This window comes from Corynebacterium tuberculostearicum (assembly GCF_016894265.1).
GTDB lineage: Bacteria > Actinomycetota > Actinomycetes > Mycobacteriales > Mycobacteriaceae > Corynebacterium > Corynebacterium tuberculostearicum_D.
Window position 1 is genome coordinate 2,340,540 of sequence record NZ_CP069791.1, and the last position, 15,217, is coordinate 2,355,756.

Genomic DNA, 15,217 nt, shown 5'->3' on the forward strand with positions numbered 1-15,217 from the left:
TCATACAGCGCGCATGCCAAAAGGAATGGCCACACACCCTATTGGAGCCGTGCGGCCGAATGCTGCGCTTCGGTTAGCTGTTTCCTAGGTAACTCATCGCAGCGGCGATAAGGGCTTCGGTGCCGGTGCGCAGAGTGGGCTGGAGCAGCGGAGCGAAGTGCGGACTGTGGTTGGGGACATCCTTTTCTTCTTCGCGGCCGGAAAATACCCAAAAGCAGTAGGGAACGCCGAAAGCGCGGGCGATGGTGGAAAAATCTTCCGAGGCGGTGAGGGGCTCGGCATCAAGGACGCGGTCGGTGCCGAAGTAGGACACAAAGGCTTCCTTAAGGCGTTCCGTAGTGCCCTCATCATTGCTGGTAAGCGGGTAGGAATCGTGATAGCTGAACTCGGCCGGCTGCGGGCTGCCGGCAGCCTGACACTCGGCATTGACAATGCGCTCGATGGCGCCGGTGATTTTATCGCGTACCTGCTCGCTATAGGCGCGCACATTGATTTTCAGGTTGGCCTCGAAGGGGATGATATTGGCCTTCGAACCGGCGTTGATGGCTCCCACGGTCAGCACGCCGGATTCGGATGGGTTGAGTTCGCGGGAGATGACCGTCTGTAAACGCATGACGATGGCGCTGGCCAGTACCACGGGGTCAACGCTGAGGTGCGGCATGGAGCCGTGCGAGCCTTGACCATAAACCTTGACGTCCATACTTACCGCGGTGGACATGAATGGGCCGGAGGCCAGCGCCACGGTGCCGGCGGGAAAGTTGCTGGCAAAGACGTGTTGGCCAAGTACTACGTCGGGCGTGGCGACCTTGTCCACAAGTCCGTCATCCACCATGGATTGGGCACCGGCGGCAATCTCCTCGCCCGGTTGGAAAATTAGCTGTAGGGTGCCGGACCACTGGTCGGTGGCCTGCGCCATGAGCGCACCCATGCCCAGCAGGCTGGCGACATGGGAATCGTGGCCGCAGGCGTGCATGACGGGGACCGTGTTTCCTTCCTGATCAACGGCGGTATCGGTCGAGGCGTAATCCAGGCCGGTGTCCTCCTTAACCGGTAGGCCATCGAAATCCGCGCGCAGCATGACGGTTGGCCCGGCACCGTTTTCCAAGACACCGACCACGCCGCCGCCTACTTCAATTTGGTAAAAGCCAAGGTCGGAAAGCTTGTCCTTGGTAATGCCCAGCGTGCGCTCTTCCTGCATGGATAGCTCCGGGTGCTGGTGCAGATCCTTATACAGCGGCTCCTGCCACACTTTGACGGAGTCATAGTTGCTGCAAACGGTAGGGACAGACATTGCTTCCTCCTAGTGGGCTCGCGGTGGATTGTGGGGGCCAATGTAGTGGGGCGGGAGGAAGGTGGGCGTCGACAAGCGGGGCATCTTTGTAATGCCGGACATAGTTGGGCGGTGGAGCGACCAGCGCCATAGGGGGTTGCGCTGCGACTTTATAGAATATTCGATGACGTGTCTACCTTTAACTCATCGGCTTCTTATTATTCATCAGAAGTTTGTTTTCTGTGTAGCTGGGTGTCACCTGCCCGCCCTAGATTGACCGAGTGACTTTTCAGGAAGACTCTCTCGGTGCCGGTGGCGCCGGCACTACAACCGCATCTCCCACACGCGCGGAAAGCCCCGGTGATTCCGCGGCGCTTGTCCGCAAGGCCAAGCGCAACCGACACAAGGAATGGCTGCTGGCAGCAGCACTGCTTGCTCCCAACCTGATCCTGCTGGCCGTATTTACCTACCGGCCCCTGCTGGACAATATCCGCCTCTCCTTTTTCAATTGGAATATCTCCAGCCCCACCTCCACCTTCGTGGGCTTGGATAACTATGTGGAGTGGTTTAGCCGCGATGACACTAAGACCATCGTGCTCAACACCCTGGTTTTTACCTTCTTCGCGGTGATTGGCTCCATGGTTATCGGCCTAGCGCTGGCCTTGCTGCTCAACCAGAACATTAAGGGCCGCAACTTTGCGCGCTCGGTGGTCTTTGCTCCCTATGCTATTTCCGGCGCGGCCATTGGCATTGCCTTCCAATTCGTCTTCGACCCCAACTTTGGCCTCATCCAGGAAATACTGGGCTGGTTCGGTGTGGACTCCCCCAACTTCTACGCAGTACCGGGCTGGGCCATGTTCATGGTGACCTTTACCTTTGTGTGGAAGAACCTGGGCTATACCTTTGTCATCTATTTGGCAGCACTACAGGGCCTGGATAAGGAATTAGATGAAGCTGCCGCTATCGACGGCACCGGACGCTGGCGCAAGTTCTGGCGCGTGACCATGCCGCAGCTGCGCAATACCACCTTCTTCTTGTCCATTACGGTGCTGCTCAACTCCGTGCAGGTCTTCGACATCATCAACGTCATGACCCGTGGCGGCCCGCAGGGCAATGGCACGCAGACGCTGGTCTTCCAGATCTACAACGAGACCTTCGTCAACTTCCGCGCCGGCTACGGTGCGACTGCCGCCACCATCTTGTTCCTCATCCTGCTCATCATCACCCTGATCCAGGTCCGCATCATGGATAAGCGAGGTTAACCCGACATGGCTACTTCTACCCTTCACATGGTCACGGATGAATCCCCCACCGCCCGCCGCGCCAAGCTCATCGGCGGCTACCTGGGCATCCTGGCGGTCTTGCTGCTCATTGGCCTGCCGCTGTTTTGGATCCTCATGACCTCGTTTAAGGCCAAGGGCGATATTTATACCGACCCGGTCAATTGGCTTCCGCCGGTGTGGGAAACCGAGAACTACTCCGATGCCACCACCCGTGTGCCGTTCTGGACTTACCTGCGCAACTCGGTGCTCGTTACCGCAGTACTGTCCATCATCAAGATTGTGCTGGGCGTCATCTCCGCCTATGCGCTGGCCATCTTACGCTTCCCGGGCCGCCACTTGGTGTTCCTGCTGGTCATTTCCTCGCTCATGGTGCCCAGCGAAATCACCGTCATTTCCAACTACGCCTTGGTCAATTCCTTGGGCTGGCGCAATACCTTCGTGGGCATCATCGTACCGCTAGCCGGCGTGGCCTTCGGTACCTTCTTGATGCGCAACCACTTTTTGTCCCTGCCCTATGAGCTGGTGGAAGCCGCCCGCATGGACGGCGCCGGCCCTATCCGCCTGCTCACCAAGGTGCTCCTGCCGGTCTCATGGCCCACGCTGACCGCATTTTCTGTCATCACCATGGTCAATGAATGGAATACCTACCTGTGGCCCTTCCTCATGGCGGATACGGAGGATGTCGCCCCGCTGCAGGTGGGTCTGACCATGCTGCAAAACAACGATGGTGTGACCAACTGGGGCCCGGTAATGGCCGCCACCATTCTCACCATCATCCCAATGGTCATCATCTTCCTAGCCTTGCAAAAGTACATGATTCAAGGCCTCACCACTGGCGCCGTGAAGGGTTAGAAGGCTTCTTCCCCACCCACGCTCGCCGTTTCCACTTGTTTTTGTTTCCCCCCCCTTAACCACGCTTTTTAAGGAGAACTACATGCTACGCCGCAAATTCCTCGCCCTGGCCTCCACGGCCGCTTCTGCTACCGCACTCGCTGCTTGTGCCGGCACCTCGTCCACCAATTCACAGGGTGGCAACGACAAGGGCGGCGACGGTGAAGTCACTGAGCTGACTTGGTGGTCCAACCACCCCGGCACGTCCAAGGACATTGAGAAGGAGATCATCTCCCGCTTTGAAAAGGAGAACCCGGACATCAAGGTCAACCTCGTTGATGCCGGCAAGAACTACGAAGAAGCAGCACAGAAGTTCAACGCCGCGCTCACCGGCCAGGACCTGCCGGACATCGTGGTGCTGTCTGACGTCTGGTGGTACAACTTTGCCATCAATGGCCAGATTGCCAACGTGGACGACCTTGCCAAGGAAGCGGGCATCGACCTGTCTACCTACGTACAGCCGCTCTACGAGGACTACAAGTACGACGGCGGCCACTTTGCGATTCCTTTCGCTCGTTCCACGCCGTTGTTCTACTACAACAAGGACGCGTGGAAGAAGGCTGGACTGCCGGACCGTGGCCCCAAGTCCTGGGATGAGATGGATGAGTGGTCCAAGAAGTTGGCTGAGGCTGATTCCAAGATGAAGCCTTTTGGCTGGGGCGATGCCGTGGACTACCTGGGCTGGATCTTCCAGGGCCCGCTGTGGTCCAAGGGCGGCGCTTACTCCGATGAGTGGGACCTGAAATTCACCGATGACAAGACCATCAAGGCCGTCGAGTGGCTCAAGGACATCACCGATGAGAAAAACGGTTACTCCTACGTGGGCAATGACATGGCCATGGAGTTCGGCACCGGCCGCGCCGCCGCCACCGTCCTGTCCACCGGTGATCTGGCGGGTCTGACCGATACCGCCAAGTTCGAGCTCGGCACCGCCTTCTTGCCTAACCCGACTGGCGACGGCGCCTGCCCCACCGGTGGTGCCGGCCTGGCCATCCCGGCCGGCATCAGCAAGAACCGCCAGCTGGCTGCTATCAAGCTCATTGACTTCATCACCAATGAGGAAAATACCTGCTACTGGTCCCAGAACGTGGGCTACATGCCGGTGCGCTCCACCGCGGTGGACAACGAGGACCAGAAGAAGTTCATGAAGGACAACCCGAACTTCGAAACCGCTATCAAGCAGCTGCCTGAGACACGCCCGCAGGACAATGCCCGCGTCTTCCTGCCCGGCGCGGACCAGGAAATCGGCGGCGCCTTTGAAAAGATCGTCACCAACCGCGATGACGTCACCAAGGTGCTGACCGATCTGCAAAAGACCCTGCAGTCTATCTACGACAATCAGGTTAAGACCGTCATCAATAAGTAGGCTCTCGCAGCCACTCCCCCGCCCCACTAGTTTCTGAAAGGTAACCATGGCTACTGTCACCTTCGATGGCGCAAGCCGCATCTACTCAAAGGACGCGGAACGCCCCGCCGTTGACCGCCTCAACCTGGATATTGCCGATGGCGAATTCTTGGTCCTCGTCGGCCCATCCGGCTGCGGCAAGTCCACCAGCCTGCGTATGCTGGCAGGCCTCGAGCCCACCGACCGCGGCTCCATCCGCATCGGTGGTAAGGACGTCACCGGGGTCAGCCCATCGGACCGCGACGTGGCCATGGTCTTTCAGAACTATGCCCTCTACCCCAATATGTCCGTGGCGCAGAATATGTCCTTCGCGCTGGAAAACCGCAAGGTCCCGAAGAACGAGATTAAATCCCGCGTGCACGAGGCCGCGAAGATCCTGCAGATGGAAGACCTGCTGGACCGCAAGCCGGCTAATCTTTCCGGTGGCCAGCGCCAGCGCGTGGCCATGGGCCGCGCCATCGTCCGCGAACCGGCCGTATTCTGTATGGACGAGCCGCTGTCCAACCTGGATGCCAAGCTGCGCGTTTCCACCCGCGCGCAGATCTCCAACCTGCAGCGCCGCCTTGGTACCACCACCGTATATGTCACCCACGACCAAACTGAGGCAATGACCATGGGCGACCGCGTCGCCGTTCTCAACGCCGGCGTCCTACAGCAGGTGGATACCACCCGTACCATTTATGACCGCCCACAGAACGTTTTTGTCGCCGGATTCATTGGCTCCCCGGCGATGAATATCTACGACCTCACCCATAACTCCTCTGAGCTCACCATCGGCTCTACCCACATCAATCTGGCTAACTACAACTTTGAGGGCGTAGAGACCGTCACGGTGGGCATCCGCCCGGAAGACTGGCAGCTAAGTGATACCGGCAATGGCGGGGCAAAGTTCACCGTCGCGCACGTCGAGGAGCTGGGCAACCAGACCTATGTCTATGGCGAGCTTGACGACGCCGCCGGCAACAGCTCCGCCGACGGTGTACTCAAGTCCTCGACCCGGATGGGTGGCCAGACCGGCATTTTGGTCGATGCCCGCGGCCGCTATGCGGTGGGCGATACTTTCTACGTTTCCCCCGACCCGGACCGCGTGCATCTATTTAGCACCACTACTGGCGAACGCCTGAACTAGAAGTGGCAAATAGGCAGTTGACACCTTAGTTTCTTATTCTTCCCTTTGCGGACAATAAGAAACGGATATATGCTCGCGCGCATAAGACGCCCATGTAGTCCCGTTTACCACGGATATTGCTGGGAATATCGCACTCTGCGAACCTTAAAATCAACCGAAAGGTAACTCACTGCCTATGCCTTCTTTCAAGAAGCTTTCTGCCGCCACTCTGACCGCTTCCGCCATCCTTGGTACCGTCGCCGCACCGGCCGCAAGCGCCAAGAGCGACCCAGTTCGCTCCCTTATTGATCCAGGCACCTGCAAGACCATCACCAATCTGGCCAATGATGGCAAGCCGGTTCCGGATCCTTTCATCCTCCACGATGAAGACTCCGTAAAGCCGTACTTCAAAGATGGCGTTTTGGAGTACAAGGTGGTCGAAAACTTCCCGTACCGCAAGCAGCTGGATGCCGCGGTTGCCGAGTGGAACAAGGCCCTCGGCGACAAGGCTTCCCTGAAGGAAGTTAAGCCTTCCGAGGCAGACGATGACACCGTCGCCATCATCTACAAGCCGGACCCGAACGGCTACGTGCAGGGCGCCGCCTACCCGGACCACAAGATGGTCTTCATCAAGATTCCTAATGCCCAATACCCAGAGGCAGTCCAGGGCACCATCGCCCACGAGCTGGGCCACATGATGGGCGCGGGCCACTCCTGCGCCGGCGCGCTTATGGCCGGCGCTAACCAGAACCCCATCTCCTACCACGTGACCCCGCTGGATGCGGCGGCTGTTGTCCAGGGCCAGTTCGACTAAACTGCCTGCACCTCCCCTAGGTTCCTGCACCGGCACCTAGGGGACTTTTATATACCCCGCCCCCTTTGGGGGGTGTTGGCTGGGTCGCATTTGGAGGAAGGGGGACGTCGGTAAGCGGGGCTACTGCTAACGTTGCCGTTATTCAAAGGTTTGCATTAGAAAAGGAGCCCGCTTTATGGATACGTGGGAACCCACCCTGTCGACCGGCCCGCTGCTAGGCATTGCGGTGGCCGCCATCGCCGTGATTTTGGTGCTGGTCATTTATTTCAAGCTCCACGCTTTTCTCACCCTGCTGGTGGTCTCGGCGCTCACGGCGCTGGCCGCGGGCATTCCACTCGAGGGCATTGTGCCCACCATGACCGAAAGCTTTAGCTCCACTCTGGGCTCGGTGGCGTTGCTGGTGGGACTGGGCGCCATGATCGGCCGGTTGGTGGAAGCCTCCGGTGGCGCTAAATCGCTTGCCGACGCCATGGTTCACCGCTTCGGCGAATCCAAAGCACCCCTTGCCCTCGGCCTGGCTTCGCTAATTATGGGCTTTCCCATCTTCTTCGACGCCGGCCTGATTGTGATGCTGCCGGTGATCTTCGCCGTTGCTCGCCGTTTGGACGGCCCCGTCCTTGCCTTTGGTCTGCCGGCCGCCGGTGCGTTTTCTGTCATGCACGTGTACCTGCCGCCGCACCCAGGCCCTGTGGCGGCGAGCGAGTTCTACGGCGCTGACCTCGGCCTCGTCCTCCTCGTTGGTCTGCTGCTTGCGCTGCCTACCTGGTACATTTCCGGCTACCGCTTCGGCCTGCTTTCCGGCAAGAAATTCCCCCTCAAGGTTACTGATGCCATCGCCGGCCCGGTGCTTTCTGAGGAAGAACAGCCGCTCAAGCCCGCCTCTGCCCCAACGGTGATTTCCCTCCTGCTCATCCCGATGGTGCTCATCTTCTTCAACACCGGACTCAATGCCCTGGCGTCCTATGGCACCATCGATGCCGACGCCGCGTGGGTACGGTTCTTCGTCATGCTCGGCCAGACTCCTATCGCGCTACTTATTACGGTGCTCGTCGCGCTCGTGGTCTTGGGACCGCGCCGCGGCGTGGACAAGACCGCGCTGGAAAAGCTCATCGATTCTTCGCTTGGCCCCATCTGTTCCGTCGTGCTCATCACCGGTGCCGGCGGCATGTTCGGTGGCGTTCTGCGCACCTCCGGCATTGGCGACGCCCTGGCCGATTCGCTTTCCGGCCTTGGCATCCCCGTTATCCTTGCCTGCTATCTCATCGCCGTGGCGCTGCGCCTGGCACAGGGTTCGGCCACCGTAGCACTAACCACGGCCGCCGCGCTCATGGTTCCCGCCGTGGAAGCCGGCGGATTCAATGAGCTGCAGCTCGCCCTTATCGTCGTGGCCACCGCCGCCGGTTCCGTCTTCGGCTCTCACGTCAACGACTCCGGCTTCTGGCTCGTCGGCCGCCTGATGGGCATGGATACGGTCACCACACTGAAGACCTGGACGGTCAACCAAATTCTAATTTCCGTCATCGGCTTTGCCCTAGTCTTGGTGCTCTACGCAGTAGCAGCGCTCTTTTAGGCCCCAGCCTTAATCCAAGCAGCAGCTTCTTGGACAATCTCCTCAACTGGCCGCGTCACCTCAAAGACGTGGCCAGTTTCGTCTTCTTCCAGCGGCTCCAAGGTATCGAACTGCGACTGCAAGAGCGACGCCGGCATAAAGTGCCCCGGCCGGTGCTGCATCCGCTCATGCAGCACATCGAAGTCGCCGTGCACGTTAGCGAACACCACGGCTGGGCAGTACTCGCGAATCAAATCCCGGTACTTGCGCTTCAGCGCGCTGCACCCCACCATCGCACCTTCTGGCCTATCCGCCAGCCACTGACCAATCTGCTTCAACCACGGCTCCCGGTCCGCATCATTAAGCGGTGTTCCAGCAGCCATCTTGTCGATATTGGCCTGCGGGTGCATGTCATCGCCATCGCGGTACTCCAGACCTACCAACGGCGACAGCGCCTCCCCCACCGTTGTCTTCCCCGAGCCGGATACTCCCATCACTACGATGTGGCGGAAACTGATCTGGTTCATGGTAGCTCCTTGGGTTGGGGTTCTTCCCCCTCGATTTTATCCTCCTGAAGTTCCCAATTGAGATACGCCCATCCCCTGTGGATCGTTCTCCTATTATTATGAGAACGCCCCCTGCTTTGAATTCTAAGGATGCTTTGATGAGTAACCGACAGCAATCTTTTTCCTGGAGAACCGTTCTTCCCGTCGTCTTAGAGACGATGCGGGGTATGTCCGTAGTCGCTTACCCTGAACTATTTGAAGACGTTCAAAAAATTGCTGAAGCGGACTTTCCAGGACAAGCTCACCGCCAGCTCAAAAGCCGATCAGTTGTGGAAGACCGGACGCGATGGGCAGTGTTCTATGCAAGGAGATTAGGCTTTGTCAGCTCCTCTACACCGGGGTCCTTTTCCTTGACCGCCGAGGGCGCCACTTGGCTTGCTTCCAACCCATACCCTTTAGGCAAAGATCAGATCCGAGAAATCGACGACCTTGTCTCTAAAGCGCATAAGCAACGAGAAGTCCATTCGGGCCCGCAAGAAGAGGTTCCTGAAGAATCAAGTGCGGATTTTTTCTGGGTACTTCGAGCGGGCCGTAATGGTGAACGCGAAAAGAAAGCTTTAGAGTCCAATCTAGGCATCCCAGGTATGGACTACGGCCCGGAGGTGAATAAGCAAACTACCTTAGACTCCATCAAGGCCTCGATGGTGCGAGAGCACCCAGATCTCAAAGCACAAACATCCACCAGCTACGCTTCTCAACTCAACCGGTTTAAAAACCACATGCAGGTTGGCGACTTGGTTCTGATGCCAAGCAAGTTGCATAGAGGGCGAGTTTATTTTGGCTATGTTTCCGGCGATTACGAGTACCGCCCTCATGAGCCAAAAGAAATGCGGCACGTTCGACCAATCAACTGGTCAAGCGATTTCTTTAATCGCGATGACCTAGGAATAGACCTTCAGCGTTCACTGACTTCACTGCTTACTATTTGCCAGGTTTCTCGGAACCATGCCTTTGACCGAGTAGAGTCCGTCATCCAAGGCATGGGAGATCCTGACTTTTCCTCTGAAACTCCATTGTCACCGTCGTTTGACTGGCCGGAATTTTTCGCAGAACTCGCCACCAAACTTCTTGCCTTCAAAAACAACCGCGCGGAGCTACTCGAAAAACTAAAAGAGACTGCTGAAATCTCAGGACGCCCGCTCCGGTTCAAGCACCTATGGAAATGGCACATAGATGATGAAGAAGTGCCCGCTACTGATATGGATCCTTTTACCATCCTCGGTGTTGCTAACCGGCAAATTTCGACATCTAATAAGGTGGCAATTTGCCAAGCCTTTAAAACCGTCTTCGGAATTGAAGCCCCAGCACCAACGGATTTTTCGGGACTGCCCCAACTCAACAACTTACGCTCGTGCTTTGCTACGAAGCCGTCAGATGTTATTAATCTAAGTTTTTGGGAGAATAGCTGGAGCCTTTTCGCTTCGGCCCTCGCGGTGAGCCAATCGGATACGCCCGAAAATCGAGCTCAGTTTATACACGATTTCGACGTGATGACCAAAGACCGCCAGATCACGGCATACACCATGGCATTGTTCTGGGCGCGTCCCCGCTATTTCCTCACTTTCGATTCAGTCATCACCAAGTATCTTGCCCAAGACTCCGCGCTTGGAATCAATATTCAGAAAAATGTTTCGACGGGTAAAGATTATTTGCTTACACTCGATGAAATCCGAGATTGGCTTACTACTGCCGAGATCGAACCGGCTAATTTTCCCCAATTGTCTTACGAAGCATGGGTTTTCAACCAAGAACCAACCGATGCTACTGCCCAAACCGTAGAGTCTTCGTCGGAAGAGGATGTCTATACCATTTCTGCAATTATCGAAGACGGATGCTTTATCCCGAAAGACGATCTCGAACTAATGCTGGAACGCCTGAAGGAAAAGAAAAACCTGATTCTTCAAGGCCCGCCGGGTACGGGAAAGACTTGGCTTGCACGTCGCTTGGCATATATCTTGTGCAAGTCAGACGCAGAAGATGTAGTCACCTCCGTCCAATTCCACCCTTCTACTTCTTATGAAGACTTCGTTCAGGGTTTCCGTCCCAGCAGTAGCGGGAAGCTTGAACTAAAAGATGGCCCATTCCTCCAAGCAGTGGAAAAAGCTAAGGAGGACTCCAATCCACACGTAGTGGTGATTGAAGAGATCAACCGCGGCAATCCAGCGCAGATTTTTGGTGAGATGCTTACCCTCTTGGAAGCTGACAAAAGAAACCCTGAAAATGCGCTTACCACGCTTTATAGCAAAGAAGGAGAAGCAGTTTTCCTTCCCGATAACTTTTACGTCATCGGCACGATGAACCAAGCAGACAGGTCCCTTGCCATGGTAGATATGGCTTTACGTCGTAGGTTCGCTTTCATTAATCTCGTACCGCAGTTGGGATCCACTTGGCGGAATTTTTGTGTTTCCAACCGTAATCGCAATGACGAGGCTCTCAGTGAAATCGCGCGAAGGATCGAAAAGGTCAATCAATTGATCCGAGACGATTTCAATCTCGGTGATGACTACCTAATCGGACACAGCTTTGTTACTCCACGCCGAAAGCTTGCAGACAGTTCCTTCGATGCAACTATGGAATGGTTTGACCAGGTAGTAGCCTCGGATCTCAAGCCGCTCATAGCAGAGTATTGGTTCGACAATCCTGCGAAGCGAGAGCAGGCCCTCGATGTCCTCAACGGATAGTTCCCCTCAACCGGAAGACATATACGTTCCTATTCGAAGTGTATGGATGCTCCAGCTATACGCCTCGCAGTCTTTTATTGATGGGCATATATCCAACGCCTCGGTGGAAGACGCGGGTGTTGAGCTTCCAGAGCTGATCGGAACGATGCTGTGTGACGCTGTAGAAAGGCGTTTTCGGAGAGAATTGAGCATTGGTTTCACCCTTACCGAACGAGATATAACTCGGGTGCGAGGCCGAATTGACATGTACGAAACCACTCGCCACCAACTCCTTGAAAAGGGACTCATTGCCTGTGAGTTCAATGAACTCACCATCAATAGCAAAGTTAACCAATTCCTTAAGTACGCCCTCGAATATGCAGCACAAATGCTCTTAGACGTAAGCAGTTGCGATGCTGCGCACCGGTGCAAGGTGCTTGCTCGAAGGCTTACTCAAATGGGGGTTTCCAAGCCGAAATCGACAGCCTTCCCTCGTGGAAGGCTGTCTCCTGCAGATAAGAAACCGGTTGCAGTAGCCAGACTGCTTTTGGAATTGGCCGTGCCCGCGCGTGGGGATGACGCCCATACTCGATTCAGCAGAAAGCAACTCACGCAACACGAGCTCCGAAAGCTTTTCGAAAAGGCTCTATTTGGTCTGTTTCAATACCACCTCAGCCCTATCGGTTGGAAAGTAAGCAGCGGAGAATGGTTGCACTGGAATGCTCAACAAACGCCCAGACAATTACCGAGTATGCAGACAGATATCATTCTGCGATCCCCAGAAGGTGAAATTACAGTTATTGATGCCAAGTTCACGAATATGTTTATTGAGAATCGCGTAGGAAACGAATCCTTGAAGAGCCCGCACCTTTATCAGCTTTACGCCTACTTACGTAGCCAAGAAGCGCTTGGCGGAGAGTGGAAAACCGCAAAGGGCATCATGCTCTACGCTTCTTCGGGTCGAAGCTTACAGGATGAGACGATTTCATTCCTCCTCGACGGACACCCCGTAGCTTTCGCTAGCATCAATCTCGAAACCTCAATTCGTGAGTTTCGCCAGAAAGCGCTTCATCTTGTGGCCCCGAATCTCGAAGTCCTTTAGAAAGAATCTCACGAAAGTCCTTAATGACTCCCCAAGCTACGCAAGCAAAGAAGAGGTGAAACATAAGGGCGCAAAGCAGCCACGTTATGACCCCGAACTGGTGGTTCAGGAGCCATAACGTGGCTGAAAGTTGGGTCCCCTCGCGGTGGACGTGCAGCTGAGGCGGGCGAGGCGAAGGTGGCCTAGGCGAGGTTTTTGAGGGCGTCGGTGACAAGGCGCCAGAAACCGGCGTGGTCAAGGGTGGTGGCGACTTGGGTGTGGCAGGAGGCGTCGGCAGGCTCGCGCAGATCGGTGACGGTCATGCCGGTGGTCAGCGCGCCGGCGAGCTCGACGTGGACGGGGGCCTTGCGGGTCTGGACGATGTCCGGATCGATGAGGTAGGCGATGGTGCACGGGTCGTGTACCGGCGGGTTATCAAAGCCCTGGTTGGCCTGGTAGGCCTTGCGGAAGAAACCAAAGAGGCCGACGACGAACTCCGAGACGGGAGTATTTAGCGCCTTGATTTCGGACTCGACTTCTGGGGTGGCAAGCGCCTGGTGAGTAAGATCGAGGCCCACCATGGTCACGGGCCAGGGCTCTTCGAAGACGATGTGGGCGGCCTCAGGATCGATCTTGATATTGAATTCGGCGACTGGGGACCAATTGCCCTCGTGGTAGCCACCGCCCATGAGGACGACTTCCTTGACGCGCTCCACGATGCGCGGCTCCTTGCGCGCGGCCATCGCGATATTGGTAAGTGGGCCGGTGGGCACCAGGGTGATGGTGCCGGGCTCATGGGACATGATGGTGTCGATGATGAAGTCGATAGCGTGGACGTCGGCAAGCGCCGTGCTTGGCTCCGGAAGTTGGACGCCCTCGACGTCCATGCCGGTGGAGCCGTGGATGGCCTCGGCGACCTCGACGGGGCTCACGAGCGGGCGATCGCAGCCTGCGTACACCGGAACCTCTGGGTGGCCGGCGATTTCCTTGACCACCAGGGCATTGTGGGAGACTTTATCCAAGGTCTGGTTGCCGCCTACGGTGGTAATGCCCAGTAAGTCAATGGTGGGGTTGCCCATAGCTAGGAGCAAGGCCACCGCGTCATCGTGGCCGGGGTCGCAGTCCAGAATGATTTTTCGCGTCATGCCACGAGCCTACTTTCGGGCGTTGACGGCCGCCACGGTGTCATCGATGGACTCCGGGCGAGGAATGAGGAAGGACAGGGCAAGGGCCGCAAGCAGAATAATGACGCCGGCGATCATGCCCGCGCGGTAGCCGTGCTCGAAAGAACCGGAAACCGCGAAGAGCACGGCAAAGGACAGACCCGCGCCGAGGTTGAAGGCACCGGCGTTCATGCCGGGCAGGTAGCCCTGGTTATCGGCCGGTGAAAGCACAATGCCCAGGCCATTGAGCATAATATTGGCAATGCCGGCGTAGGTTACGCCCAAGAAAATGGAGACGAAGAGCAGGGTCCATGCGTTCGGGGCACCAACCACGAAGATAGAAATAATCAGGCCGACGACGGTGCCGATGAGGCCGGTTTGCAGGACGTACTTATATCCCAGCTTGGAGGCCATCCAACCAGCAATCGGGCCAAAGACCAAGCCCGCAAGGGCGTACGGGGTAAGGGTGACCCAGGAAATGGTGCTGGCGGAAATGCCGGCACCGGCGTCTGGGTCCTGGCCGAGGTTTGGAATGAGGCCGTTCATTACTGCAAAGACGCCGGTCATGGTGAGCAGCGTGGTAGAAAGCAGTGCCCACGTGCGGCGCTGCTTCAGGTAAGCCACCGGAACGAGCGGATCTGCGACCCTCTTCTCCACATTCCAGAAGGCCCAGAAGCCGGCGGCACCGATGAGGAGAAGGATGATGACGAGGAACCAATTGGCCTCGGCAAGCTTGCCGGCTTCGTTGAATGCGGTAAGAACGCAACCCAGCGCCACGGCCAGGGGTAGAACACCCGCCCAATCCATGCGCGGGGTTTCGGTGGCCGTGGACTCCTTGGTAAATACCTGCACCGCTACTACTGCGATGGCGCACAGTACTGCCATGGTCCAAAAGACCGAGCGGTAGCCGAAGTTGCCTGCCAGCCAACCGCCAGCCAGAGCATCCACGCCAGCAATGCCACCGTTTACCGAGGTCACAATGCCCAGCAACAGGGCGTACTGCTGCTCATTGAGGACCTGCTGGCGCAGCATAATCAGGCACAGCGGAACCGTAGGTCCTGCCACGCCCTGGATGATGCGGCCGATAAGCAGCACGGCGACGTTCGGTGCGACGGCGGAAGCCACGCAGCCCAGCGCAGCAACCGCCATCATGCCGACGAGGACCTTTCTGCGGCCGATGAGGTCGCCCCAGCGTGGAAGAAAGAGCGAGAACAATGCCGCGGCCGTAAAGAAGGCAGTCTGTGTCAGGCCGATCTGTGCGGTGGTGGCACTCAGCTCATCCTCCATCGTCGCCAAGGCGGGCGAGAGCATCGACGCATTGAGCTGGAAGGCAAACACCGCCGTAAGCAGTGCGAACATCAATGGGATATAGGAGCTGGGCTGGAGCTTTGGGGGCTCGGAGGTGGTGGAAGTCATGGCTTTAAACG

At 57.1% G+C, this 15,217-nt stretch carries 12 protein-coding genes; 8 read left to right on the top strand and 4 right to left on the bottom strand.

The window, feature by feature from the left end:
• Positions 1 to 73 precede the first annotated feature (73 nt).
• Positions 74 to 1,291, bottom strand: coding sequence for an amidohydrolase (locus tag I6J28_RS11180; RefSeq protein ID WP_204609952.1), 1,218 nt, complete (start codon positions 1,289 to 1,291; stop codon positions 74 to 76).
• A 260-nt stretch (positions 1,292 to 1,551) separates the two neighbouring features.
• On the opposite strand from I6J28_RS11180, the gene I6J28_RS11185 reads away from it, so the two are divergent.
• The 6 genes from I6J28_RS11185 (at position 1,552) to I6J28_RS11210 (ending at position 8,341) form a co-directional block, all read left to right on the top strand.
• On the top strand, positions 1,552 to 2,532 hold the full coding sequence (locus I6J28_RS11185; protein ID WP_204609954.1) for a carbohydrate ABC transporter permease: 981 nt from the start codon (positions 1,552 to 1,554) through the stop codon (positions 2,530 to 2,532).
• A gap of 27 nt (positions 2,533 to 2,559) precedes the next feature.
• Entirely contained in the window at positions 2,560 to 3,405 is an 846-nt protein-coding gene (locus I6J28_RS11190; protein ID WP_204611467.1) for a carbohydrate ABC transporter permease, read from the top strand.
• Between the two features lie 82 nt (positions 3,406 to 3,487).
• Positions 3,488 to 4,810, top strand: a complete 1,323-nt coding sequence (locus tag I6J28_RS11195) for an ABC transporter substrate-binding protein (RefSeq protein WP_204609956.1) — start codon at positions 3,488 to 3,490, stop codon at positions 4,808 to 4,810.
• 46 nt (positions 4,811 to 4,856) lie between these two features.
• Positions 4,857 to 5,978, top strand: coding sequence for an ABC transporter ATP-binding protein (locus I6J28_RS11200; RefSeq protein WP_204609958.1), 1,122 nt, complete (start codon positions 4,857 to 4,859; stop codon positions 5,976 to 5,978).
• A 175-nt stretch (positions 5,979 to 6,153) separates the two neighbouring features.
• Complete coding sequence (locus I6J28_RS11205; RefSeq protein ID WP_204609959.1) at positions 6,154 to 6,771, top strand: M48 family metalloprotease; 618 nt, start codon at positions 6,154 to 6,156, stop codon at positions 6,769 to 6,771.
• Between the two features lie 175 nt (positions 6,772 to 6,946).
• The gene (locus tag I6J28_RS11210; protein ID WP_204609960.1) at positions 6,947 to 8,341 is read left to right on the top strand and encodes a GntP family permease; all 1,395 of its coding nucleotides are present in this window, start codon (positions 6,947 to 6,949) and stop codon (positions 8,339 to 8,341) included.
• Here I6J28_RS11210 and I6J28_RS11215 read toward each other — a convergent pair.
• Positions 8,338 to 8,847, bottom strand: coding sequence for a gluconokinase (locus tag I6J28_RS11215; protein ID WP_204609961.1), 510 nt, complete (start codon positions 8,845 to 8,847; stop codon positions 8,338 to 8,340). The genes I6J28_RS11210 and I6J28_RS11215 overlap by 4 nt on opposite strands.
• 137 nt (positions 8,848 to 8,984) lie before the next feature.
• On the opposite strand from I6J28_RS11215, the gene I6J28_RS11220 reads away from it, so the two are divergent.
• Together I6J28_RS11220 and I6J28_RS11225 are read left to right on the top strand one after the other, a co-directional pair.
• A complete protein-coding gene (locus I6J28_RS11220) occupies positions 8,985 to 11,567 on the top strand; it encodes an AAA family ATPase (protein WP_204609962.1) in 2,583 nt (860 codons plus the stop codon).
• 46 nt (positions 11,568 to 11,613) lie between these two features.
• A complete protein-coding gene (locus I6J28_RS11225; protein WP_239454607.1) occupies positions 11,614 to 12,648 on the top strand; it encodes a 5-methylcytosine restriction system specificity protein McrC in 1,035 nt (344 codons plus the stop codon).
• A gap of 182 nt (positions 12,649 to 12,830) precedes the next feature.
• On the opposite strand, the gene I6J28_RS11230 is transcribed toward I6J28_RS11225, so the two are convergent.
• Positions 12,831 to 13,772: a nucleoside hydrolase gene (locus I6J28_RS11230; protein ID WP_204609964.1), complete on the bottom strand. Its 942-nt coding sequence runs from the start codon at positions 13,770 to 13,772 to the stop codon at positions 12,831 to 12,833.
• A gap of 9 nt (positions 13,773 to 13,781) precedes the next feature.
• The gene (locus I6J28_RS11235; RefSeq protein WP_204609966.1) at positions 13,782 to 15,206 is read right to left on the bottom strand and encodes an MFS transporter; all 1,425 of its coding nucleotides are present in this window, start codon (positions 15,204 to 15,206) and stop codon (positions 13,782 to 13,784) included.
• Between the last annotated feature and the right edge of the window lie 11 nt (positions 15,207 to 15,217).